This window comes from Corallincola spongiicola (genome assembly GCF_004284785.1).
GTDB classification, from domain to species: Bacteria; Pseudomonadota; Gammaproteobacteria; order Enterobacterales; family Neiellaceae; genus Corallincola; species Corallincola holothuriorum.
In genome coordinates, this window is the sequence record NZ_SHLY01000003.1 from 47,405 (window position 1) to 70,917 (window position 23,513).

Below are 23,513 nucleotides of genomic sequence, written 5' to 3' on the forward strand. Positions count from 1 at the left end.
ATATGAATAAGCAAAGCTATTTTCGTCTTGGCACTGCGTTGCTCGCGGTTGCGGTAATAAGTGGCTGTAGTGACGACGATGATGATGAAATTGTCATTGTGGATCCACTGATGCGCAGCTATGAGGTTGAAGTGGTCAATCTGACTGCCAACCAACCATTATCACCAGTGGCAGCACTGGTTCACAATGAAACCATTCAGGCCTGGTCTCTCGGTGATGCCGCGTTGGTGCCGCTGGAGGTGATGGCTGAAAGCGGTGACAACAGTCAACTCCTCGCTATCGAAGGGCTTTGGGCTTCTGCCTCGGGTGCGGGCGTGATTATGCCGGGTGCCTCAGAGATGATGGTACTTAGCTTCGAAGAGGGTATCGACCTAAATCTGACACTGGCCACCATGCTAGTGAATACCAATGATGCTTTCACTGGTGTCAATGGCTGGGGTTTAGAGCAACTGGCGGTGGGTGACAGTTGGTCGACCACCACCATGGCTTATGATGCTGGTACCGAAGCCAATAGCGAAACGGCAGCGACTGTACCTGGACCTGCTGGCGGCGGCGAAGGTTATGCTGCCACCCGTGATGATATTGATCGCGTTTATGTGCATGCGGGCGTGGTGACAGCGGATGATGGCCTAACCAATTCAGCGTTGAACTTTAGTCATCGTTTTGACAATCCGGTGATGAAGGTAACCATTACTCGCACGGAGTGATTGTTCAGCACTGGAGTGAAGCTCCCGATGGCGGGGCTTCATTTTCAGTCTGCGAACACGCATTCAAAGATTGCAGGAAATTTAATCACAGCTTGACCGGTCTCTACCTCTAACGAACCAGATGCAACAACCAGGTGGCATGACAGCCATTAAACACTGGTGCCAGAGGGGCAGGCTATGAAAGCCAAGATTTTATTGGTGGAAGATCACGCAGATATCGCGAACCTTGTGGGTATTAACTTGGGCATGATGGATTACCAAGTGGATGCTTACCCGGATGGTAGACAGGCGTCGCGGCAGTTGCATCAGGACTATGACATGGCGATTTTCGACATTATGTTACCCGGTGGTATTGATGGTTTGAGTTTGTGTCGACAACTCAGACGGATCAATGAAGATATTCCCATTTTGATGCTCACTGCCAAGTCCGGTGAACAAGACCTGGTGATGGGGCTGGAGAGTGGTGCTGACGATTACTTGTCAAAGCCGTTCAGTGTGTTGGAGCTACAGGCGCGAGTGAAAGCGCTGTTGCGTCGTTACCATCGCCACCATCAACAGCAAGAAACGGGTCCTGCACCTATTCTGGTTGACGAGCTGGCAATTGACCCCACTACCCGCTTAGTCCATGTTGCCGAACAGTTGGTGAACTTGACGGCGACCGAGTTTGAGTTGTTATGGCATATGGCAAGCCAACCTGGGCGCGTGTTTAGCCGCGATCAATTGTTGAATCAAGTGTGGGGACATCGGCATGACGGCTATGCCCATACCGTTAATTCCACTGTCAATCGACTGCGTAGCAAGCTGGAATTAGATCCGGCGCAACCCAAATGGATCCATACCGTGTGGGGCGTGGGATACAAATTTGCAGGCGAACATTCATGTTGAAATCCCTTTCTGGACAGTTCGCGTTATATGCCGCTGGGTTGTTTTTGCTGGTGGGTATTGGTGTCGGGAGCTGGACATTGGCCAGTTACCAAACCTATGGCGAAGAGGTGGAACAGCGCCTGCACCGCGGCCTTGCTGCACACATGGTGTATGACAACAAACAGCTAAAACAGGGCACCATTGACGCCAGTATCTTGAAAGATGCTTTTCACACCATGATGTTGCTCGGGCCTGATTGGGAGATCTATGCACTGGATACGACTGGGCGACTCTTGGCCTATTCAGCACCGCCAGGCAAGGTGTTGCGCCAACGTATCAGCCTGCAGCCGATCCATTCGTTTTTTGCCGGTGCTGACTTCCCTCTGTATGGCGATGACCCTCGTTCGGCAACGAGCCAACGTATCTTCTCTGCAGCACCAATTGAAAATGCTGAGGGTGAGCTGACGGGCTATCTGTACGTGATAATTGGTGGTGAGCAGTGGCAGACTTTAGCTGACATGTTAGCCACCAGTCGCGTGTTACAAGACAGTTGGCGCTTGATGGGCGCAGCGCTGCTGTTCGGTTTAGTGTTGCTGGTATTGCTGTTTGTCTTACTGACGCGGCCGTTAACCAAGCTGGTGCGTCGATTTGAGCACTTCACCCAACATGACTTTTCTCGTCGCAATGAACCTGAGGTACGGCATCATCGTTGGACTCCAGCAGAGGTGGTGTCGCTGAATCAGGGCTTTGATGTGATGGCCGGGCATATCGAGCATCAGCTGGAACAGATTAAAACCACTGAGCAATTAAGGCGCGAACTGATCTCCCATGTCTCCCACGATTTCCGAACCCCGTTGGCATCCCTTCAGGGTTATCTGGAAACCTGGTTACTGCAAAGTGCTGAGCAGCGTCAGCCGCAATTAATTGAGGTCGCGTTGAAAAACGCGCGTCAGTTGAATTTGCTGGTCGAGCAACTATTTGAGTTAGTGCGTCTGGAAGGCGGCGACATCCGTTTTAATCCCGAACCTGTGGTGGTGGCAGAGCTGGCCTATGATGTCGTGCAGCGTTTGCAGTTAATGGCTGAGGCGCGAGGTGTACGCTTGCGTGTCGAAACCGATATCCACCAGCAGCAGGCGCTGGCTGATATTGGCAAGCTGGAGCGGATTCTGGTGAACCTGATTGACAATGCATTGCGCCATACGCCAGCGGGAGGCGAGGTGATCATAAAAATAGCTGCCGCCAATGATGCTATCTATGTGGCGGTTGCAGATAATGGCTGTGGCATTAACGAAGCTGAAGTGCCGTTGATCTTTGACCCGCACTATCGCGCCAGTAATAGCGTTAACGGTGAGGGGGCAAATACCGGTTTAGGCTTGGCGATTGTGCAACAGCTAGTGGCATTGCACGGCAGTGAAATCGCCGTGCAGAGTAGCCAACAGCAGGGCTCTACGTTTGGCTTTAGCTTGCCGCTGGCCAGTTAGGCATGAATAGATGGTGGCAAGTGCTGAAGCGCTGCCAATAGCTTTAGCGCCGCCGCTTTCTCTGTTCGGGCTTGTTGTTTTATCTGTTTCTTTACTTCCAGTAAGGCATTTAAGGTTGCGGCCTGGTGGGGATATTGCTGTTGCATCAGCCTGGCTTGTTTTCGCCTGATCCCCTGCAGTTGTACTGCACAGTCATTGACATTCCCCAAGTGGGATTGCAGTTTTTTCAGTGGCTTGTGTAGTAATTCCCAATCTGTTTTTTCGCTAGCTTGAGGGAACAGTTCAACCAGGTAGCGTAGCTTCTTGCCCTGAATTCGCAGGGCGTGTAGTTGCTCATCTGCTACTGGCTCATGCAGTGCCTGCGCCGCTGCACGGATCACCTGATAACGTTTGTTCATCTGTTTTTGCAGCCAACTGATCAGAGACGGCGAAGGTGCAACTTCTGCTATCGCTTCTTGCTCCGCCAGGGCAAACCAGTGTTGGATTGATGCAAAAGTGCGTTGGTAATTTTTGCTACTAAGCCAAGCGATAACTCGGGCCCGCTCTCGCTGCTGGCGCTGCTTCTCCTTGAGTGTGAGTTTGGCCAATAACTGTCGCTGTTTCCTGCTTAGGTTTTTTTGGTAGTGCTGCCACTGCTGTTGATAGACATCCATGTCGCGGAGTGTATTGGTTTTGCGTGCCATCAAGCCCAATTGTTGATTGAGCCGTTGGGCGCAATCATCGGGGAACAGCTTTTTCATTTGGGTGACCAAACTGCGCAGTTTACGCAGTGCAACACGATAGTCGTGCAGACCCTCCACTCGGGTGGAACTGCGAAAAATATTGGCCTGCTGAGCCTGTGCTGTTGCCAGTAAAATCAGGCTCTGCTTTGCGAGTAAAGGTGGCAGTTGAACTGCTCTTTTTTGTTTGTTCTTCATCGTTTCACTTTGCCTCTTTATGCGTGGTAAACGGCTACCTGTCGTCACTGTTTCATGCATTGGCATAGGTAAGTATGGACCGAATATTTGTTTGGCATAGTGATGAAGCGATGTGTGTCAGCTGTTTTTGTAGCTGTTCAACGTGTTGCAGCGATGGTGATCTTCGTTTTAACCGAATTGGCAATAAAACAGAGTTCATGGGCTTGGTGGTGCAAAGCCTCCAACTGCTCGGCTGGTGGCTGCTTGTCTGCAAAGCGCACAGCTGGCTGTAAGGTGACCTCGGTCATCGCAATTTTGCCGTCACTGTTTGTAGCCATGACACCAATGGCGTGATCAATATAGCTGGTGACCAGCCAACGCTTTTTTGCTGCCAACGAGAGAAAAAACAGCATATGGCAGCTCGATAGTGCGGCAATGAAAGCTTCTTCTGGATCGACATTGGCTTCCACCGAATAGGGGAGAGGCACGACATGGGGAGAAGATGAGGCGGGTACAGTCACCCCGCCGTCAAACTGCCATTCATGGGCACGACTATAGCGATTGTCGATAAAGGTTTCTTCTGGCCGCTTTTGCCAGCTTATTGTTGCGGAGTATTCAGACATAGGGCTATTCGAGATTGGCAAGATGAGGTTGATTGTGGCGTATTTGGAATATCAGCTCAAATCTAACTCTAACTCTCTATTGATTAATCTCTATTTCGATACGGACCTTAGCTCAATTACCCATCATCTAATTTCTTCTTGGAGTTAGCTCTCTCTAAAGTATCACCACCTAATTAAATGAAGATTAAGGATGTGAGTTAAAAATACTCAATCAGGCTAATAATTTATTGTTTGTTATAAATAAACCCTTATTTCGAACAAAAAAATATAAGTAAAAACGGTACGTTAAATTAGTAGGTGTTTTTATTTTCTTTTCTTAAACAATCTAATAAAAACATAATTGATTCAATTGGTATCGGTAACGCTCACTTATTATTGAATGGTAAGACGTTTTGTTTGAAGTTTTGCTCAGTTAGTGTGCGATTGGTGCATTTTTGTGCATTTTAGCTGCACGATATATGTCAAAACTCTTTACGTACGTGAGATTTCTATTTTTGGTATATCTACACGGCAATCTGATTTGCACATTTATTTATTGCTAAAGGAGAAGGCAATCATGAAAATTTATTTAGCTTTCGCTGCCTTGTTGTTTTCTGGAGTAGCAACAGCAGCGCCAATGATCCCTGCAGAGTTAAACGGTATTGAGGAGAGTGGTGATAGTTTATTCACGCTGACTGATTTCGATGCCACACTTGATGACAGCGGTTTCGAAATGACCTTTTTAGCTGGTCAGAATAATACGTTTGATCATGCATTTGGTTTATACCACTACGATACTGTGAATCATGTCGTTGCCTCGAAGCTACAGATATTTGATTCCACCGCAGAAGTGGGTGATGAGTCGAATGTTGTTTGGGATATCGCGGGTGAACAAGCGCTGTCAACTTTTGGTGCTATTGATCTGAGCCTGGCAGAAGGCTATGCCTTTGGTCTCTGGTTCCAGTCCGATGCTGAGGTCTACTATAGCCAGAAAATGTTTAATGACGGCGAGGTAGATCACTTTGGTTTTTATTGGGAAACCAACCCTTTTATTGATGCCAACTTGTATGTTTTTGCCGCAGACGACGGTGTGCAAAACAATCTTGACCAGATCCAGATGGCCATTAATGACGTGACTCCTCACCTGGCTGTACCTGAGCCTATGACCGTGGGTCTGTTGGGGTTAGGTTTGTTGGGGATGAGTCGCGTTCGTCGTCGCGGATAAACGCTCTAACTTTCAGACGAAAATAGTAACCGGCCTATCTGGCCGGTTTTTTATTGTTGGAACATGGCTCAACGTGGAGCAGTGGTGAAGGAATTAGAAAATGAGGCACCCGCACCGAGATTAGGAGGGTTCGGTGGTGTGGTCGAGTGCCTCAAAACTTGGGTTCTCTATCTCTCAGTTTTTGCTGCTGATGGCGGCTGACTACGCCGACGTAGCAGATAGTAGAAAACAGGTGTCAGTACTAAGCCAAATACGGTGACCCCTATCATGCCGGAGAACACGGCAACACCCATGGCTTTGCGCATCTCTGCACCTGCACCAGTTGAAAACACCATAGGTACCACACCCATGATGAAGGCGAACGATGTCATCAGGATCGGGCGTAAACGTAATCGTCCCGCTTCCTTAATCGCTTCGATAACCCCCATGCCACGCTCTTCCAACTCTTTGGCAAACTCGACAATCAGAATCGCGTTCTTGGTGGCTAACCCCACCAGCACAATGAAGCCGATCTGGGTGAAAATGTTGTTATCGCCACCGGTCAGGATCACGCCGGTCATTGCCGATAGCAGTGTCATTGGCACAATAAGAATGATCGCCATGGGGAGGCTCAGACTCTCATAGGTGGCAGCTAATACCAGAAACACCAACAGCACCACTAAGGGGAACACATACATGGCGGCGTTACCGGCGAGGATCTGCTGGTAGGTGAGATCTGTCCATTCGTAGGTCATCCCAATAGGCAGGGTCTCATCTAAGATCTTTTCTATCGCCGCTTGCGCTTGGCCTGAGCTATAGCCCGGCGCTGGCGCGCCATTGACTTCAGCAGTGGTAAAGCCGTTGTAATGCATCACCCGATCGGGTCCGGCACTGTGTTCTACTGTGACAAAGGAGCCTAAGGGGATCATCTCGCCCTGTTGGTTACGCACTTTGAGCTGGCTGATCTGGTCTGGCTCCTGACGGAATGACTGGTCTGCTTGCACATTGACCTGATAGGTGCGGCCAAACTGGTTGTAATCGTTGACGTAGAGAGAACCTAAATAGGCCTGCATGGTGATAAAAACATCATCAATGCGTACGCCCTGACTCTTTGCCTTGGCGCGATCCAGATCGACGTCCAGTTGCGGTACATTGACCTGAAAACTGCTGAAGTTTCCTGTCAGTTCCGGCGCAGCCCAGGCTTTGCCGATGACTTCCTGCGTCACTTGATAGAGGGTTTCATAGCCGAGGTTGGCGCGATCTTCTATCTGCAAACGGAAGCCGCCAATGGTACCTAAGCCCTGCACCGGCGGCGGTGGGAAAATGGCAATAAACGCATCCTGAATGGCACCAAATTGTTGGTTAAGTTGGCCGGCAATGGCATTGGCGGATAACTCGGGCGAGGTGCGCTGAGCAAATGGTTTCAGGGCAACGAAAACGATACCGCTACTAGAGCTGTTGGTGAAGCCATTGATGTTGAGGCCGGGAAAAGCGACCGCATTTTCTACGCCCGGATGTTGTAAGGCGATGGCGGACATATCGCGGATCACCTGTTCTGTGCGATCTAGCGAAGCGGCATCGGGAAGTTGAGCAAATGACACCAGATACATTTTGTCCTGCCCCGGTACATAGCCGGTTGGGGTGGTGTTGAACTGGTGATAGGTCAATGCCATCAATCCAGCATAGAGGATCACGACAACGCCGCTTAAGCGGATGAGTTTGCCGATCCCTGCCGTATAGCCGCGGGCGCTTTTATCAAATAGACGATTGAATGGCGCAAATAACCAACGGCCGAACAGAAAATCTATCAGTTTGGTGAGCTTGTCTTTTGGCGCGTCTTCTGCACGGAGCAGCAATGCGGACAGTGCTGGACTCAGGGTCAGCGAGTTGATCGCCGAGATCACCGTAGAGATAGTGATGGTCAGTGCAAACTGTTTATAGAACTGGCCGGTAAGACCTGACATAAAGGCGGTGGGAATAAAAACTGCCGCCAGCACCAGTGTGGTGGCAATAATTGGGCCGGTCACCTCTTGCATCGCCTGTTTGGTGGCGTCAACCGGACTTAACCCTTCGCGCAGATTTCGCTCGACATTCTCGACCACCACAATGGCATCATCGACCACAATACCGATGGCCAGCACTAAACCAAACAGCGACAGTGCGTTAAATGAAAAGCCCAGCAGGTGCATGATGGCAAAAGTACCGACCAGAGAAACCGGTACGGCAGCTAACGGGATCAAAGAGGCGCGCCAGGTCTGCAAAAACAGCACGACGACCAGTACCACCAGTAAAATCGCTTCAAATAATGTGCTTACCACAGCTTCAATTGAGCCGCGGACAAACACGGTGGGATCGTAAACGATGGCGTAATCCATGCCTGCCGGGAAAGAGTGTTTCAATTCTGCCATGGTGGCGCGGACATCATCAGAGATCTGAATCGCGTTGGAACCCGGTGCCTGAAAGATAGGCAGAGCCACCGCAGGTTTGTTGTCTAGCAAAGAACGGAGAGCGTAGAAGTCAGAACCTAGTTCAATACGAGCCACATCTTTTAGATAGGATATTTCTCCCTGTTCGCCGACTTTAATGATGATATCGCCGAACTCTGCTTCATCAGACAGGCGACCTTTTACATTGATTAACCATTGGAATTCACTGCCGCCGGTGGGTTGCGCGCCGAGCGAACCTGCCGCTGCCTGCTGGTTTTGTTCCCGGATCGCGGCCACGATATCACCGGGGTTTAACCCCAGTGCCGCGACCTTCTCCGGATCTAGCCAGACACGCATGCTGAACTCGCCTGCACCGAACAGTTCGACGTTTCCTACCCCCTGCACGCGTGCCAACTCATCTTTGACATTGAGATGGGCGTAGTTCGACAGATATAGCATGTCGTAGCTGTCATCCGGCGATGTCAGATGAACCACCATGGTGAGGTCGGGTGAGGACTTCTGGGTGACCACCCCTAAACGTTGTACCTCTTGTGGCAGCCGGGGCAGGGCACGGTCAACACGGTTTTGGACTAATACTTGGGCATCGTCGGGGTCGGTGCCGATGGCAAAGGTCAGGGTAAGCGTCATGCGGCCATCAGCTGTGGCCTGTGATGACATATACAGCATATCTTCGACGCCGTTGATCTCCTGCTCTAACGGCGAGGCGACGGTATCGGCAATCACTTTTGGATTGGCGCCGGGGTAGTTGGCAGTGACGACAACGGTGGGAGGCACCACTTCCGGGTATTCGGTGATCGGTAGTTGCCATACGGCAATGGCACCAGCAATGAATATCATCAGCGACAATACGCCAGCAAAGATCGGCCGATGAATAAAGAACTGTGACAATCTCATCTTAGCCTCCGGTCACTGCAGTGCTGGCATTCTGCGTACTAAGCCCTGCCGCAGCGAGGTGAACTCGGTTGGCTTGGCTGTCTAACTGCCGTTGTATGGCTTTGAGTTTGGCCAGTGTTTTGTTGTCGGTCATAGCGACTTGTTGTGGCGCAACGGGTGTACCTGGACGCACCCGTTGTAGACCATTGACGACGATGGTGTCACCCGCCTTGAGGCCTGACTGAATAATCCGCAGGCCTTGCAGTTTCTCGCCGAGTATTACGGGCCGATACTGCACGGTATTGGTTTCGTCCAAGATCAGCACAAACTTGTTATTCAGATCGGTACCTATCGCCTTGTCATCGATCAGAATGCCTTGGTAGCTGGCACTGCCGGTGAGCTTGATCCGAGCGAACAGACCAGGGGTGAACATCTGTTTGTCATTACTAAAGACGGCACGACCACGGATCGTACCTGTGCTCGGATTGACGCGATTATCAATGAAATCGATGATGCCCTCGTGGGGGTAATCGGTGTCATTAGCCAGCGCCATCATCACCGGATGCTGTACATCGCGATCGCTGGCGCGGGAGCCCTCTTGCGCCAACTTGACGTACTTGAGATAGGTCTGTTCGTCGGCATCAAAATAGGCATACACCTTGTCGGTAGAGACCAGAGAGGTGAGGATGGTGTCCCCTGCTGTAACGTAGTTACCTTTGGTGATGTTGGCTTTGGATACGCGACCACTGATCGGGGCAGTGACTTCGGTGTAGCTGAGGTTCAGTTGCGCCAGCTCAAGTGCGGCATTGACTGAAGCCACGTTGGCATACGCCTGGGTTAATGCGGCTTGGCGCTGGTCATAGATCTCTTCCGACATGGCATGGGTTGCTGTTAGCTTTTGTGCCCGGTTATAACTGAGGTCCGCGAGTTTTTGCTGGCTCTTTGCGACGTTAAGCTCGGCCTGCAAGCGTTTAACTTCTGCTTCAAATGGGCGGCTGTCGATATAAAAAAGCGGTTGTCCAGCCGTAACCAATGCACCTTCGGCAAATGCCACTCGCTCGATATAACCAGAGACGCGTGGGCGCAGTTGTACGCTTTCTGGTGCCTCAAGACGGCCAGTGAACTCGTCCCACTCAGTTAATCGTTGACTGATGACCGGCGCTACAGAGACCGATGGTGGCGTCATCAAAGGGGTGGGCTGGGTTTGCGGATCACTACCGCAGGCGGCTAATAGAAGAAGAGTGCCTCCCGCCAGCGCCCATTTTTTGAATCTAGATAGGTTGAAATCGAACATCACTTTCCCTCCAAAGCGTGGTGTGGAGAGAAGTATGATCAAGATCACCTTATAAAAATAATTATTAATTCATATGCAATGTATTCACAAATGTTATGTATCTGTGATTTACTTATAACAACTCAAAATGGTAGGTGGATGTTTTGCGTAATCAGGAATTAAACCTTTTGATGGTGTTTGATGCCATCATGACTGAAGGCTCTATCACCCGAGCGGCAGATCGCTTGGCGCTCAGTCAGCCAGCAGTTTCTAATGCCCTGTCACGTATGCGTTCTGTTTGGAAAGATGAACTGTTCGTCAAAGATGGGCGCAATATTCAGCCGACGGCGTATGCTCAGAACCTTTGGGCGCAGATCCGTGAGCCGCTGCAGCAGTTGGGAGATGCAGTCGACCAGAATGAATTTAATCCCGCGACTGCCAAGCGTACATTTCGTATTGCGGTTGCCGATGCCATCGTTGATGTGGTGTGGCGGCCGTTACGAAAAGTCATTGAACAATCTGCCCCGGGCATCAATATTCATGCGGTGCCGTATACTATCTCGAATGCCGAATCACTGCTTCATGACGCCGATGTCGATATGCTGGTGGGGGCGCAATCCAGCACGTCCAACGTGATCCGAACCGAGTTCCTGTTTAACCCTTGTTATGCCTGCGTGATGCGACTGGACCACCCGCTGACAAAAGTACCACTGACACTGGAACGCTTTGCCGCCGCGGACCATCTGTTGGTGTCTCTGTCTGGCGAGATCACCGGCTACACCGATCAGGTTTTGGCGCAAAAAGGGATGAAGCGCAGAGTGGCAATGACAGTAAATCACTTTGCTACCGTGCCCGCCTTGTTGAAAGAAACAGATTTGATCACAGTGATCCCGTCTTCTACCGTTGAGCAGGCCATTTTTAATGGTGAACTGGCGGTGATGGAGCCACCGATCGACATAGCCCCAACATCTGTTGGCAGTGCATGGCATAAACGGCAGGAAAACGACAAGGGCTTGTGCTGGTTGCGCGGCCATGTAAACCGCATTATCAAAGAGCATTACGATCGGCATATGAGTGAACTGAAAGCGCGGATCTGCCCGCAGTGCAAAGACGCTAGCTAGGTCAATTAGCCGTTCAAATTGCGTGAAAGGAGTAATGATGAAAAAGCAGCAGGGATGGATCCATATGCCAGTGCCGCTGGCGATACTGGTCGCGGTGTTGATGGCACTTAGCTGCGCCTGTTTTGATATGAGCTCCCTGGTGACGCGCACGTCCTTCTGGTTGGGGTTCGCCTTATGTCTGCTGGCCGCGAGCATTTGCGTTGCCGCAGTCATCAGCTTCCGCCGCGCTAAAACCACCGTTGACCCTAGATTTCCGGAGCAAAGCAACCAGCTGGTGGTGGCAGGTGTTTTTAATTACAGCCGTAATCCCATGTACGTTGGATTTGTTATCGCCCTGTTTGCTTGGGTGCTGATTTTGGGCAACCCATGGACTCTGCTTTGGGTTGTCGCCTACTGGCTATTTATGGACAGATACCAGATCCGCCACGAAGAGCAGGCGTTAGAGAAGAAATTTGGTGAGAGTTACCGAGAATACTGTCAGCGGGTCAGGCGTTGGGTTTAGGGCGGTAGAAAAATCTCTCACCTAAGCCCTCTCACTTAGGAGAGGGCTTAAATCAGATAGAAGAAAGAAAAAGATCGACAAACCGGGGAGTGACGGTTTGCCGATCTTCACCTTGCCGCTAATTATTCAGTAACCAAAACTCTCCTGTCAGTGCGGCGATCGGGATATTCACATTGCCATTCACTGCCACTGTTTCTCCTGTCAGCAGGTTAGTCAGTGAGGCGGCGTTCGCTAACTGAGTAGCATCAACCGTCCATGCACTGTCTGTACTCGTGGTATTTAACAGGTACAGGATCCGCTCACTGTCGGCCACTTTCAGGTCTGCATATAAACCTGTGCTGTCGTCAGCCAGTAGGGCGATGCGTTGGCCGTTGTAGAGGGCAGGGTGTTGGTCGCGAAGCTGCATCAGTTCGGTAATGTATTGGCGCAATGCGATCTGTTCTGCCGACGCTTGAAAGAGGGTGCGATCGTCACCGTGGGGCAGGCCTTCAATCTTGCCGCTGGAGCGTGCCACATGGTCATCGCACATCACGGTAATGCCGTTACACGGGCTGTTACGTTGGTCAAAATTCTCCACATCATCGCCAATTTCATCGCCGTAGTACAAGGTAATGGGGCCGGTGTAGGCGGCGACAAAACTGTAGATAGCACGGTGCCTGGACCAGTACTCTTGCGCGGGGAAGCCTCCGCGCTGGATTAAATCGCCAAGCCGCACCAGATCATGGTTTGAGACAAACAGGTTAGGGTGGGCATGACTGGGGTTGTCTTGGTTGAGTTGCCAGCCCAGCTGTAGCTGGCTGGGCAGCGGATCACCTGCGCCGCTTTCTTCGACGGCTAAGGTTTTAACCACTTGATAGCGCATGGCAAAGTCAAAGGCGGAGCAGATACCCGGTTGTTCTGGTTCTCCATAGCCCAGATCCCTGACGAATTGGCCGCTGCCATCAAAGATCTCGGCCACCATGTAGCCTAGTGGATTGACGGTATCGCCATCCATTTGATACTCGACGGACTGGCTTGTTTGCTCGACCAGTTGGCGTATTTCGCCCCAAGCGCCGACGGGAACTTCGTTAGCCACGTCTAGACGCCAGCCATCAATTTTCAGTTCTTCAATCCAGTAACTCGCCACTTCTTTGACGAAGTCGAGATCGGTTGGAAACACACTGAGCTGTGTGCTGGCTAGGCCGTTGTAACTTTGGCCTTGTCCCGACAGGGTTAAGCCGCTGGGCGAGGCGTAGCCAGGAGCGTTGGTTTTATGATGGCCAAACACACCATCAAAGAACACATAGATGCCACGGGCGTGGGCTTCGTCAACCAGGTTACGGGCATCTTCTAAATCGCCAAAATTGGGGTCGATGGCGAAATAGTTAGTGGCGAAATAGCCGGTAGCATCAAGTCGGGTGACAGAGTCGTCTTGGCTGGACAGTGGAATGGATTCAAATATGGGGGTTAGCCAGATCGCATTCATTCCTAAGGATTGAATGTAATCCAGTGAGTCGATAATGCCCTGAATGTCGCCTTCGTGCGGGCTGGGGCCGTAACCGATGCCGTAACCTAGGTTGGTATTACCATCGATAAACGCTTCCGTCATCACCTGATAGATACGCAGGCGGTTGGCCTGTTCGTAAAGATCTGCATCGCACGGATAGGCTTGGTAAGTAGGCGCCGGTGGCGTGGTGGTGCCGCCTCCGGCTGTTGAGCCACTGCTACTGCCGCCGCAGGCGGATAGCAGCGTGCTGATTAACAGGATGCCACCTATGTTCGCTTTGTTCATCTCCACTTCCCTAGGTCATTTGCTTATTGAGCGGATTTGCTCTTTAAGATAATGACTAAGGATTTAACCACTTTAAGGTAGTGGCTAAATCCACCCTAGGGGTGGAATTTCAACCTACTCGGTTGAGTTGGCTGCGGGTTTGTTTTTCACTTTCTCGCGCATGCTTTGCATGATGACGTAGAACGCCGGTACCAGCAGGGTGCCGACAATGGTGGCCATTAACATGCCGCCCATGACGGCGTTACCCAATGAACGTCGACTGGCTGCACCTGCACCCGTTGCGACGACCAGCGGCAGTATGCCTAAGACAAAAGAGAACGCGGTCATTAACACGGCTCTGAATCTGAGCCGGGCTGCGGTTTCTGCGGCTTCAAGAATGGATTTGCCTTCCTCGCGGAGTTGCTTGGCAAACTCCACCACGAGAATGGCGTTTTTACTCGCCAAACCGATCAATAGTACTAAGCCAATTTGGGTGTAGAGATTTATCTCGCCGCCCAACGCCAGCACCATCGCGAATGCACCAAACACCGCAATTGGTACTGCCAACATAACCGCCACAGGAATGGTCCAGCTCTCATACTGCGCCACCAAAAACAGGTAAGTGAATAGCAGTGCCAGCGTGAAGATCAGGGGTGCCAAACTGCCGGCTTTGATCTCTTGATAGGTTTGCCCACTCCAGCTGGTGGTGTAGCCAGCGGGCAGGGTTTGCGCAACCTCTTGAATCGCTTTGATCACGTCGCCACTGGCTACCCCTGGCATGGGGAAAGCGTTGATCTTGGTGGCGCTGTACAGGTTGAATTGCTGCACATATTCCGGCCCCAGAATCGGACTGGTGGTGATTAAAGTACTCAGTGGCACCATTTCACCGCTTTGGGTGCGCACATAAAACCGGATCAAATCGGATTCTTCATCGCGATATTCGGTTTCTGCCTGCATCATCACCCGGAATACTTTGCCGTATAGATTAAAGTCGTTGACGTAGGAGGAGCCCAACATGGTTTGTAGGGTCGAAAATATCTCGGTCAGCGAGATCCCCTGTACTTTGGCTTTTGGCCTGTCTACATCGACAAACAACTGTGGCACATCGGCACGGAAGTTACTGAAAGCGCCAGCGATTTCTGGGCGCTCATTGGCATTCAAGATCATGCCGCCCATGGTGGCTGCTATCTCTTCTGTCGGGCGCCCTTGGGTGTCTTGTAGAAAGAACTCAACGCCACCAACATTACCTACGCCGGGCAGGGGAGGTAAGGAGAATGCGAACGCTCTGGCTTGTGGAAAGGTTGCTAGCTTGCCTTGTACTTTGCGTACGATGGCCGCCTCGGTGAGAGCGGGATCTTCACGTTCATCCCAGTCAGCCAATGTCACAATCAACAGCCCTGCATTGGACGATACCGCTTGGGAGACGATGCTGTAGCCACTCACCGATATCACCTTTTCAACCCCGGGTTCCTCTTTAACCGCAGCGATCATCTGCTCAACCACCACTTTGCTGCGATTCAGTGAGGAGCCATCAGGTAACTGGATATCCACAAAGAACGCTTTTTTGTCCTCGGTGGGAACAAAGCTGGTGGGCAGGACTTGGCTTAAACCGCCGATACTGGCGATGATCACGAGGTAGACCACGCCGACCAATAGCGACTTGCGCACCAACGAGGCGACCCAACCGCTGTAGCCACTGGTAAGGCGATTAAACTGTGTGTTGAACCAGGCGTGAAAGCCTTTGTCATGCTGCTTTGGTGCTTTCAACATCACGGCGCACAGTGCTGGACTCAGGGAGAGTGCGTTCACCGATGAGATAAGTACCGCAATGCAGATGGTCACGGAGAACTGTGCATACATTTTGCCGGTGATCCCAGGCATCACCGCAGTGGGGGCGAATACTGCCAACAGTACCAAGGTGGTGGCGATCACCGGACCGGTGACCTGCTTCATTGATTCAATGGTGGCATCCCGCGCTGACATTCCTTGTTCTTCCATTAAGCGGGTGACGTTTTCCACCACGATGATGGCGTCATCCACCACGATGCCGATGGCAAGGATTAATGCGAACAGCGTCACCGTGTTGATGGTCATGCCCGTTGCCAATAGAAAAGCAAAGGTGCCAATTAAGGAGACCGGAATCGCAATCGCCGGGATCAAGGTTTGTCTGATGTTTTGTAGAAACAGATAGACCACCAACACCACCAAACCAAGGGCTTGCAGCAGGGTGACGATCATCTCTTCAATGGATACCTCAACAAAACTGGTGGTGTCATAGTAAACGCCCCAGTCTAGCCCTTCCGGAAAGTTCTGCTTTAGCCTGGCCATTTCGGCACGAACACCTTTCGCCACCTCAAGGGCATTGGCGTCGGATGCTTGGTTAATAAAGATCAACGAAGAGGGGCGGCCGTCGAGCAGTGCTTCTGCGTCGTAGCTTTGTGCGCCTAACTCGATCCGGGCGATATCTTTGAGCCTGACGCTGCTGCCATCTTCATTGGCGCGCAGCACGATCTCTCGAAACTCTTCGACATCGGTGAGGCGGCCTTTGGCTTGCAACGTATATTGAAACTTCTGATCGCCACTGGCGGGCGGTGCGCCGATGCGTCCTGCGGGTACCTGAACATTTTGTTCTTGCAAAGATTCCCGCACATCATTGACGGTAATGGCTAAGCCCGCCATGCGGTCTGGGTTGAGCCAGATGCGAATAGCGTAATCCATCGAGCCAATGATGTCGGCCTTAGACACGCCAGGAACCCGAGCTAAGTTGTCCTTAACATTGATCGCCATGTAGTTGTTGATAAACAGGTTGTCATAGCGATCATCCGGCGAGAACAGGCTGACAGCCATCAGCAGGTTAGGACTTTGCTTCTCTACCTTCACCCCTTCCCGTTTGACCTCTTCAGGTAAGCGAGCGGTGGCGATCTGTACCCGGTTGCTGACGTTGACCTGCGCCATATCAGCATCGGTACCCACTTCAAAAGTGACCGTGAGATTGTAACTGCCATCATTGGCGGAGCGGGATTCCATGTAGATCATCCCTTCCACGCCGTTAACCTCGGCTTCAATTACCTTGGCGATGGTGTCCTTGACGGTTTCAGCACTGGCACCGGCATAAGAGGTACTGACATTCACGCTGGGGGGCGCCAGATCGGGGAATTCGGAGATCGGTAGCACCAACATCGACAGCAGCCCTGAGAGGGTCAAAACGATGGCAATAACAAAGGCGAATTTAGGACGATTAATAAAAACCTGACTGATCATAAGTATGTTCCCTGCCTAAAATCAGCCTTGATTTTCGAATGGTGTGGCTTCTGCCATTTGGGTTTCAACCTCTAACCCTGGACGCACTTTTTGCAGCCCTTCGATGATGATCTTTTCACCGGCTTTGAGACCTGACTCCACGCGCCATTTAACGCCGTAGCGCCCGGACATTTCCACTTGCCGTTTTTCCACCTTATTGTCGCTGTTAACGACCAGAACAAAGCGGCCCAATTGATCTTCCTGGATAGCGACCTGGGGTATCAGTAGTGCCTCAACTTGCTCTGGCACATTGACAATTGCAGTGACGAACATGCCGGGCAGTAACGCTTTGCTGGGGTTAGCAAACAGCGCTCGGACGGTGACGGTGCCTGTGGTGGGGTCAACGCGGTTATCGACAAAATCGATCTGACCCGTCTGTTCGTACATCTCGCCATTGGGCAGCCGCATCTCGATGACTAGGTCAGATGCCTTTATCGCTGACTCGCCATTATCACCACCGTCATTGCGGTACTTGGCGATAACCTTCTCACTGGCCTGAAAGTTGACTTCAATAGGATCTAAATTGACCAGGGTTGCGAGTGAGCGTTCGGGGGAGATGAGATCGCCTTCGGATACTTTCGAGCGGCTCATTCGGCCACTGATCGGCGCGACAATTTTGGTATAACTGAGATTGAGCTTAGCGGCTTTTAATGCCGCTTTGGCCCGTGAAACTTCCGCTTCGGTATCTAGCTTGTAGCCGGTCAGTTCATCCATCTCTTTGGCACTGATGACGCCAGCAGCGAAGATCTCAGTGCCGCGATTGTAATTGCTGAAGGCAACCTTTTTTGCCGCAACGGCTTGCTGTAACCGAGCCTCCGCTTGAGCAACTTCGGTGGCGTAAGTGTCAGGGTCAATTTCAAACAGCAGATCACCTTTGGCGACATCGGCACCTTCTTGAAACACTCTTCGTAGCAGTAGCCCAGAGACACGAGCGTTGATGGTGGTGTCTTCATTGGCTTGGGTACGACCAACAAACTCACTGTTAGGTGTAATGGATTCAACACTGGCTTCAACCACGATGACACTGGGTTTCGGTGGGGGAGGAGGGGCTTGTTTATTGTCGCATCCCGTAGCTAGCAAGAGTCCTACTATACAAAGTTTCCAGTGCAATGTTCCGTGTACTTTGTTCATATTGAATCTCAAATTACGTCTAAATGTCATTACCCAGATGATAATGGTGAGGTCTATTTCGGAAATGTTGTTTAACATCCCATCATGATGATTCTAGCCATGAGCTGATGCTGCAAGACGGTGGCTAACTTTATGAATCAGCGCATTTTTTCTGGCTTTAAGGATAGACGATATTCTCTATGAAAAACCATGAATTTGATAAATTCATTAATGAATCAAGTCGCTTATCGAGCTTCCACTAGATTTAGACTGTGCTCGTTAGAAAATCGGCGTGTTGTCTGATGTGAACTGATGCTGCGATGTCACGCTAGCCGTGTTGATAGCGTTGCTGCCAACTGTTCACTCGACTTTGCAGCGGTGCTTTGATGGGAATGCCTGAATCCAACGTTTGATTTAAGTTCAGAATATCGCCGGTGCGTTGGTAGTCAGCCATACCCGCGCTATTTGCCCAGTAATAGATCCCCCAATTGTGCAGATCCCAGGCAGAATCATAAGGGTTGTGCTCATAATCGACGTAGAATAGCTGGTTGTCGGCGCAGACAAAATTGGCTGGAAAGTAGTCCAGATTCAGGCCTGCATGTTGGGCGATTTTTGAGATCTGATAGAGCTGTGGCAACACTGTTTCGACATTGCCATCTGCAATAAGGTCGTTTGCTAATACGCCTTCAATGTATGACTTGACCAAAAATCCACGCTGTTCATCGTGACTGAGTAACTTAGGTACGGGTATGCCCAGGCGGTCTAGGGTGTGATAGGCATTCAGTTCAACCGTGACTTTGTTTTGATTGCCAAAATCATAATAGGGACACGGTTCGTCGTGCATCATTTTAACCACGTAATTGCAGCCGTTGTTGGTGGCTAAATAGGAGTAGGCTGATTTACCTCGGCCGAGAAATGCGCTGAGTGTCAGTAATCCTTGCTCGGTGTCTATCGAAGTGCCCACGAGCTGTCCAGAAATACCCATAATTTGCCTACTTTATATGCACATGACGTTGATTTTATGGTCAAAGCACGGAAATGGTTTGTCTGAAGTCAAAGCGAGTGGGTTTAGAGAGCAGCTATAGCATTTTAAAACAGTCCACTACTGCTGTGGCGTCGAATAATTTAACAGACTTGTACTATTTTCTGATGCTAATGCATTGATTATTATTCGTATTCAAGTGGTTATTGATATTGGCTCGTGTTTTGCTAAAGGTCCTGTTTCAAACAAAATTTCTAATAAAAAATGAAAGCATGGGGAAGAAGTAAATGAAAAAATTGATGTTAATTGCGGGTTTAGCCGCATCGATGTCCGTCACGGCGCAAGCGGGTGTTTTATCTTTCGATGATCTCACGACTGATACTGGGTTCACTGAGCTTTCAGGAACCAATTATGGTGGCCTGAACTGGAGTTCTGATTTCTACATTTTGCATACCCCGAGCTATACGCAGAGTGGTTATAAGACCGGTACTGTGTCTGGTGAATATGTTGCTTTAAACGGCTTTGCAAATGATGTCTCGGTTGCAGACGGCGTCTTTGATTTTAATGGTAGTTACCTCACTGCTGCCTGGAACGATGGCTTGAACATCGAGGTGACGGGCTTGTTAGCGGGTGTGCAGCAATATCAATCGATTGTGGAAGTCGATACATTTGGTCCCACATGGTTTGATTTCAACTTTTTTGGTATTGATGAATTAAAGTTCCGTTCTTTTGGTGGTGTGCAGAATGGTCAGCTATCCGGATCTGGTACTCACTTTGCGATGGACGACTTCACATTTAATCAAGCAGCCGTTCCTGTGCCTGCAACGCTAGCACTGCTAGGTTTAGGTTTGCTGGGCTTTGCTGGTCGTCGCCACGCCAAATAAGTGGTATAGCCTTTGTGTCGCGATATAAAGGTGAGTAATGAGCGCTTCGATAATCTGACGTCGAGGCGCTTTTTATTTGCATCAACTTACTAACAATAAGTTGGTCAATTAGACAATATAGTGGTCTATACCATCACAATCTAAATTCAAATCTCTACTTCTTCATTGAATAGTTCATAAAAATCAATCTGTTATACTTCTGGCTTACCCCTTGCAGTCTACAGTCTGGAATAGTTAAACCTACTAAGGGATAGTTGTATGAAGAAGACCTGCTTGCTACTTGCATTGGCATTACCATTGACATTAACCGGCTGTGTTATCGCCATTGGCGGTGACGGTGATCGCACCAGCTGGAGTTCTGACTGGGAAGATCGGGAGCGGATGAACCGCCAGAAATTGGAAAAAATGGAAGTGGGTGTGGCGCTGGATCAAGCGCAGATAACCATGGGTACCGCTGATTTTGATGAGAAGCTGGTGAAGGGCGATGACAACTATCGCTTGTTATATTACCGCACTCAGCGCCAGCAAAAAGATGGTATCACCAGCAAAGATGAATGCACGCCGCTAGTGTTCAAAAATGGCCAGTTGATTGGTTGGGGCGACAGTGCGGTAGCGCAGATCTAACAGAGCGATCAGGGTGGCAGTCTATAGGGCGCAGCTGCGCCCTATTACTTTGCAATGACAATAGTTAACGAGTCGTCTGACTCAGTTCATCCAGCTGTTTGGCGTTAAGAAAACCTTCTGCCGCTCCTTTCTCGCCAATCTTCCAAGACGCAAAGCGCACCGCTTGTTGCAGTGCCTGATAGGGATTGCCTAGGCTCAGCCAGCCATGTACAAACGCTGAAAATAGCGCATCACCGGCACCGACAGTATTGATGATTGGTCGGGTCGTGATGGCGGGTGCATGGTAGAACTGACTGTCTTCAGCCACAAACATCAACGCACCTTCGCGGCCACGCCCCATGACAATAATTTGGTTGTGGTAGCGTTGATAGAGCTCACCAATAAAGGCCGCTGGCTCGCGGCCGTGCAAGCCTTCGTCGCTAAGGAAAAGGATATCGGCGGCTGCCATAAAATCTCGATTGTAGTCGTCATCAGGATCCGCCAGCACATGGACATCGGTGGCGATGGGCCTACCACTGGCTTTCACCTCTGCGAGCAGGGCGCGGTTGTAGTTGATGTTACACATCACAGCTAACTGGCATCGGCGCAGCTTTTCATCGAATAGCTGGCTATCAAACTCAGTCTCTTGGATCTGCTTTAGATCCACATGGATTTGGCGTTGGCCGTCGGGGGCATACAGGATCACCGATGTTGGGGTTTGCACCAGTGTGCGACATACACCGTGGTGGCTAATGCCTAACTGTTTGAGCTCTGTCTCGACGATGGGGGCGTTGACGTCGTTGCCAATCATCGAAACCATTTCCACTGGGTGCCCCAGTGTATGTAACGCTTTGGCAACGTTATATCCCACTCCTGAGACCGTCGTATTAATGCGATCGAAGGCATAAGTGACCGGAAAGTAGTTCAAGGGGAAACCATCGATAGCCAGTGTGGTCTCAATATTGATTAAGCCAGAGACCATGATTTCAGTTGCCATAAACGTGTCCTTACGAAGTTGTCGACCAGTTATAGTCATTGGGTTCACTGTCACCAGTTCGCTAGAGGCCCTTTTTAGCAAACCTTAAGTGTTGTTGTCTTTTGGCTAGATCATAGCGTTGAGTTTCGGGTACCGGCAGCAGAAAAAATGTCAGCGTTGATTAACAGTGCTTGCTTACTGTGACGAAGGCGCTAACGTATTGATTAATAAATATTGAAATTTCACAAGCTAAGGAATTTACCATGGCTGGATTAGCGCCAATGACAGAGCAGGCTCGCACGATAGCAAGACTCATGGCGGTAGCCATGATGGTGTTAGGGGGGCTGGCGATTATTCTGCCGTTTGCCGTAGGGATCGCGGCAGCGATTATTGTTGGTATTGCGATTACTTTGACTGGCGTTATGGGGATTGCGGTCAGTAAACGGATGAAACAAGCGGGCTATCAAACCATCTCCGGTTTTCTTTATTGGGGCTATTTGATTGTCGGCGTATTGCTGATCTTGATGCCAAAACTGACTCTGGGATTGGCCGCCTTCATGTTGGGTGCATTTTTTGTCTTTATCGGCGTGCTGAGCTGGCGTGCAGCGCAAAATGATCTGTCTGCAGCGACCACCAAAAAAGTCAAAGGTGCATTAAGTATGCTGCTTGGCGTGGCAATTGTGCTCTCTGGGGCGAGTGGCATTGCATGGCTGATTGGTGTTTGCTTCGGCGTGAGTCTGTTTATGCAGGGAATGAACGTGTGGTCTACTGTGTCCCGTTCACCGGTGATGTTTGAAGCTGACAGCTAGCGCTTGTGGATCTCCCCTCTCATTCGAGAGGGGAACAAAACAAAGCTATGATTAACCGACCAAATTAGTGATGATCTGGCGCTTCGCCAGCGATCTCGTTGCCATTAGCGCGACCTTCGAGAAACGTTTTCGCATTGTCGAGGGAGGTTTCAGCAATCGCTGTTAGCGCCTCGCTGGTAAGGAATGCCTGATGGCCAGTGAAAATCACATTGTGGCAGGCGGACAGGCGGCGGAAGACGTCATCCTGGATCACTTCGTCAGATAGATCTTCAAAGAACAGATCCTGTTCATTCTCGTAAACGTCCAACGCCAAGCCGCCGAGTTTGCTCTGCTTTAATGCGTCGATTGCTGCCACTGAATCGACCAGTCCTCCGCGACTGGTGTTGACTAACACGGTGCCGGGCATCATCTGTTGGAATGCGGTGGCATCGAATAGATGTTGATTTTCCGGCGTGAGTGGACAGTGCAGAGTGATCACCTGACTCTGGGAAATTAGCTCTGGCAGCTCGACATAACGCCCACCGAGGGCTTCAAACTCCGGGTTGGGATAGGGGTCAAAGCCAAGCAGGTCGCAGCCAAAGCCTTTCAGAATACGTGCGGCAGCCAAGCCAATTTTACCTGTGCCCACTACACCCGCCGTGCGGCCATGCATGTTAAAGCCGGTTAAGCCTTCGAGGGAGAAATTGGCATCGCGGGTGCGCTGGTAAGCTTTGTGAATACGTCGATTAAGGGTCATGATGAGAGCGATGGCGTGTTCGGCGACCGCTTCTGGAGAGTAAGCTGGCACTCGAGCCACGCGCATACCGAGGCGTCTGGCCGCGTCCAGATCAACATTATTGAAGCCAGCGCAGCGCATCAATAGTAGTTTGATACCCTGACTTGCCAGTACTTCCAGGGTTTCCTGGTCCAGATTGTCGTTAACAAAGGCGCAGACGGCGAAGGCATGTTGGGCGAGGGTGGCCGTCTTAGGATTCAGGTGAATATCAAAATATTCCAGCTCAAAACCGAATTCACTATTACGCAGGTCAAAAAACTCACGGTCGTATTTTTTGGCGCTAAACAAACAGATTTTCATAGTACCTCAGTTTTCTTAGCCACTTTCTTAGCAAGATGGGCAGCAAAGGTTTGC

19 protein-coding genes are annotated in these 23,513 nt (G+C 50.5%); 9 read left to right on the forward strand and 10 right to left on the reverse strand.

Going from position 1 to position 23,513, the window contains the following annotated elements:
- The first annotated feature begins 2 nt into the window (after nucleotides 1–2).
- The 3 genes from EXY25_RS10590 (at nucleotide 3) to EXY25_RS10600 (ending at nucleotide 3,052) form a co-directional block, all read left to right on the forward strand.
- A complete protein-coding gene (locus EXY25_RS10590) occupies nucleotides 3–707 on the forward strand; it encodes a spondin domain-containing protein (protein WP_130566747.1) in 705 nt (234 codons plus the stop codon).
- 177 nt (nucleotides 708–884) lie between these two features.
- Nucleotides 885–1,592, forward strand: a complete 708-nt coding sequence (locus EXY25_RS10595; RefSeq protein ID WP_130566748.1) for a response regulator transcription factor — start codon at nucleotides 885–887, stop codon at nucleotides 1,590–1,592.
- Nucleotides 1,586–3,052 carry a sensor histidine kinase gene (locus EXY25_RS10600; RefSeq protein WP_165419331.1) on the forward strand — a complete coding sequence of 489 codons (1,467 nt, stop codon included), beginning with the start codon at nucleotides 1,586–1,588 and terminating at the stop codon, nucleotides 3,050–3,052. The genes EXY25_RS10595 and EXY25_RS10600 overlap by 7 nt, the downstream gene beginning before the upstream one ends.
- On the opposite strand, the gene EXY25_RS10605 is transcribed toward EXY25_RS10600, so the two are convergent.
- Nucleotides 3,049–3,969, reverse strand: a complete 921-nt coding sequence (locus tag EXY25_RS10605; RefSeq protein WP_165419332.1) for a CHAD domain-containing protein — start codon at nucleotides 3,967–3,969, stop codon at nucleotides 3,049–3,051. The genes EXY25_RS10600 and EXY25_RS10605 overlap by 4 nt on opposite strands.
- Before the next feature lie 137 nt (nucleotides 3,970–4,106).
- On the reverse strand, nucleotides 4,107–4,571 hold the full coding sequence (locus EXY25_RS10610; RefSeq protein ID WP_114337439.1) for an OsmC family protein: 465 nt from the start codon (nucleotides 4,569–4,571) through the stop codon (nucleotides 4,107–4,109).
- 556 nt (nucleotides 4,572–5,127) lie between these two features.
- Here EXY25_RS10610 and EXY25_RS10615 point away from each other — a divergent pair.
- Nucleotides 5,128–5,775, forward strand: coding sequence for a PEP-CTERM sorting domain-containing protein (locus tag EXY25_RS10615; RefSeq protein ID WP_130566751.1), 648 nt, complete (start codon nucleotides 5,128–5,130; stop codon nucleotides 5,773–5,775).
- Nucleotides 5,776–5,942: 167 nt separating this feature from the next.
- Here EXY25_RS10615 and EXY25_RS10620 read toward each other — a convergent pair whose 3' ends face one another.
- Together EXY25_RS10620 and EXY25_RS10625 are read right to left on the reverse strand one after the other, a co-directional pair.
- Complete coding sequence (locus tag EXY25_RS10620; RefSeq protein WP_130566752.1) at nucleotides 5,943–9,095, reverse strand: efflux RND transporter permease subunit; 3,153 nt, start codon at nucleotides 9,093–9,095, stop codon at nucleotides 5,943–5,945.
- Nucleotide 9,096: 1 nt separating this feature from the next.
- Nucleotides 9,097–10,368 (reverse strand): efflux RND transporter periplasmic adaptor subunit, encoded by a 1,272-nt coding sequence (locus EXY25_RS10625; protein ID WP_130566753.1) that lies wholly within the window; start codon nucleotides 10,366–10,368, stop codon nucleotides 9,097–9,099.
- Between the two features lie 134 nt (nucleotides 10,369–10,502).
- Here EXY25_RS10625 and EXY25_RS10630 point away from each other — a divergent pair, with 134 nt between their 5' ends.
- Together EXY25_RS10630 and EXY25_RS10635 are read left to right on the forward strand one after the other, a co-directional pair.
- Nucleotides 10,503–11,468 carry a LysR family transcriptional regulator gene (locus EXY25_RS10630; RefSeq protein WP_233496433.1) on the forward strand — a complete coding sequence of 322 codons (966 nt, stop codon included), beginning with the start codon at nucleotides 10,503–10,505 and terminating at the stop codon, nucleotides 11,466–11,468.
- 37 nt (nucleotides 11,469–11,505) lie between these two features.
- Complete coding sequence (locus tag EXY25_RS10635; RefSeq protein ID WP_165419333.1) at nucleotides 11,506–11,970, forward strand: methyltransferase family protein; 465 nt, start codon at nucleotides 11,506–11,508, stop codon at nucleotides 11,968–11,970.
- Between the two features lie 118 nt (nucleotides 11,971–12,088).
- On the opposite strand, the gene EXY25_RS10640 is transcribed toward EXY25_RS10635, so the two are convergent.
- The 4 genes from EXY25_RS10640 to EXY25_RS10655 form a co-directional block, all read right to left on the reverse strand.
- Nucleotides 12,089–13,741 carry an alpha-amylase family glycosyl hydrolase gene (locus EXY25_RS10640; RefSeq protein ID WP_130566755.1) on the reverse strand — a complete coding sequence of 551 codons (1,653 nt, stop codon included), beginning with the start codon at nucleotides 13,739–13,741 and terminating at the stop codon, nucleotides 12,089–12,091.
- Nucleotides 13,742–13,855: 114 nt separating this feature from the next.
- Complete coding sequence (locus tag EXY25_RS10645) at nucleotides 13,856–16,981, reverse strand: efflux RND transporter permease subunit (RefSeq protein WP_130566756.1); 3,126 nt, start codon at nucleotides 16,979–16,981, stop codon at nucleotides 13,856–13,858.
- 21 nt (nucleotides 16,982–17,002) lie between these two features.
- Complete coding sequence (locus EXY25_RS10650) at nucleotides 17,003–18,151, reverse strand: efflux RND transporter periplasmic adaptor subunit (protein ID WP_130566757.1); 1,149 nt, start codon at nucleotides 18,149–18,151, stop codon at nucleotides 17,003–17,005.
- A 307-nt stretch (nucleotides 18,152–18,458) separates the two neighbouring features.
- A complete protein-coding gene (locus EXY25_RS10655) occupies nucleotides 18,459–19,115 on the reverse strand; it encodes a BUD32 family EKC/KEOPS complex subunit (RefSeq protein ID WP_130566758.1) in 657 nt (218 codons plus the stop codon).
- 284 nt (nucleotides 19,116–19,399) lie between these two features.
- Between EXY25_RS10655 and EXY25_RS10660 the strand changes: the two genes are divergently transcribed.
- Both EXY25_RS10660 and EXY25_RS10665 read left to right on the forward strand, forming a co-directional pair.
- Nucleotides 19,400–19,996: a PEP-CTERM sorting domain-containing protein gene (locus EXY25_RS10660; RefSeq protein ID WP_130566759.1), complete on the forward strand. Its 597-nt coding sequence runs from the start codon at nucleotides 19,400–19,402 to the stop codon at nucleotides 19,994–19,996.
- A gap of 258 nt (nucleotides 19,997–20,254) precedes the next feature.
- On the forward strand, nucleotides 20,255–20,620 hold the full coding sequence (locus tag EXY25_RS10665; protein ID WP_130566760.1) for a DUF3192 domain-containing protein: 366 nt from the start codon (nucleotides 20,255–20,257) through the stop codon (nucleotides 20,618–20,620).
- 64 nt (nucleotides 20,621–20,684) lie between these two features.
- Here EXY25_RS10665 and EXY25_RS10670 read toward each other — a convergent pair whose 3' ends face one another.
- A complete protein-coding gene (locus tag EXY25_RS10670) occupies nucleotides 20,685–21,596 on the reverse strand; it encodes a carbohydrate kinase family protein (protein ID WP_165419334.1) in 912 nt (303 codons plus the stop codon).
- Nucleotides 21,597–21,838: 242 nt separating this feature from the next.
- Between EXY25_RS10670 and EXY25_RS10675 the strand changes: the two genes are divergently transcribed.
- Complete coding sequence (locus tag EXY25_RS10675) at nucleotides 21,839–22,384, forward strand: DUF308 domain-containing protein (protein ID WP_114337451.1); 546 nt, start codon at nucleotides 21,839–21,841, stop codon at nucleotides 22,382–22,384.
- Between the two features lie 64 nt (nucleotides 22,385–22,448).
- Here the strand turns inward: EXY25_RS10675 and EXY25_RS10680 are convergent, their stop codons facing one another.
- The gene (locus EXY25_RS10680; protein WP_114337452.1) at nucleotides 22,449–23,459 is read right to left on the reverse strand and encodes a 2-hydroxyacid dehydrogenase; all 1,011 of its coding nucleotides are present in this window, start codon (nucleotides 23,457–23,459) and stop codon (nucleotides 22,449–22,451) included.
- Nucleotides 23,460–23,513: the final 54 nt, after the last annotated feature.

What these genes read in the sequence shown, in the direction of transcription:
- EXY25_RS10590 (WP_130566747.1), top strand. Translation starts at nt 3, where the DNA reads ATGAATAAGCAAAGCTATTTTCGTCTTGGCACTGCGTTGCTCGCGGTT.
- EXY25_RS10595 (WP_130566748.1), top strand. Translation starts at nt 885, where the DNA reads ATGAAAGCCAAGATTTTATTGGTGGAAGATCACGCAGATATCGCGAAC.
- EXY25_RS10600 (WP_165419331.1), top strand. Translation starts at nt 1,586, where the DNA reads ATGTTGAAATCCCTTTCTGGACAGTTCGCGTTATATGCCGCTGGGTTG.
- EXY25_RS10605 (WP_165419332.1), bottom strand. Translation starts at nt 3,969, where the DNA reads ATGAAGAACAAACAAAAAAGAGCAGTTCAACTGCCACCTTTACTCGCA.
- EXY25_RS10610 (WP_114337439.1), bottom strand. Translation starts at nt 4,571, where the DNA reads ATGTCTGAATACTCCGCAACAATAAGCTGGCAAAAGCGGCCAGAAGAA.
- EXY25_RS10615 (WP_130566751.1), top strand. Translation starts at nt 5,128, where the DNA reads ATGAAAATTTATTTAGCTTTCGCTGCCTTGTTGTTTTCTGGAGTAGCA.
- EXY25_RS10620 (WP_130566752.1), bottom strand. Translation starts at nt 9,095, where the DNA reads ATGAGATTGTCACAGTTCTTTATTCATCGGCCGATCTTTGCTGGCGTA.
- EXY25_RS10625 (WP_130566753.1), bottom strand. Translation starts at nt 10,368, where the DNA reads ATGTTCGATTTCAACCTATCTAGATTCAAAAAATGGGCGCTGGCGGGA.
- EXY25_RS10635 (WP_165419333.1), top strand. Translation starts at nt 11,506, where the DNA reads ATGAAAAAGCAGCAGGGATGGATCCATATGCCAGTGCCGCTGGCGATA.
- EXY25_RS10640 (WP_130566755.1), bottom strand. Translation starts at nt 13,741, where the DNA reads ATGAACAAAGCGAACATAGGTGGCATCCTGTTAATCAGCACGCTGCTA.
- EXY25_RS10645 (WP_130566756.1), bottom strand. Translation starts at nt 16,981, where the DNA reads ATGATCAGTCAGGTTTTTATTAATCGTCCTAAATTCGCCTTTGTTATT.
- EXY25_RS10650 (WP_130566757.1), bottom strand. Translation starts at nt 18,151, where the DNA reads ATGAACAAAGTACACGGAACATTGCACTGGAAACTTTGTATAGTAGGA.
- EXY25_RS10655 (WP_130566758.1), bottom strand. Translation starts at nt 19,115, where the DNA reads ATGGGTATTTCTGGACAGCTCGTGGGCACTTCGATAGACACCGAGCAA.
- EXY25_RS10660 (WP_130566759.1), top strand. Translation starts at nt 19,400, where the DNA reads ATGAAAAAATTGATGTTAATTGCGGGTTTAGCCGCATCGATGTCCGTC.
- EXY25_RS10665 (WP_130566760.1), top strand. Translation starts at nt 20,255, where the DNA reads ATGAAGAAGACCTGCTTGCTACTTGCATTGGCATTACCATTGACATTA.
- EXY25_RS10670 (WP_165419334.1), bottom strand. Translation starts at nt 21,596, where the DNA reads ATGGCAACTGAAATCATGGTCTCTGGCTTAATCAATATTGAGACCACA.
- EXY25_RS10675 (WP_114337451.1), top strand. Translation starts at nt 21,839, where the DNA reads ATGGCTGGATTAGCGCCAATGACAGAGCAGGCTCGCACGATAGCAAGA.
- EXY25_RS10680 (WP_114337452.1), bottom strand. Translation starts at nt 23,459, where the DNA reads ATGAAAATCTGTTTGTTTAGCGCCAAAAAATACGACCGTGAGTTTTTT.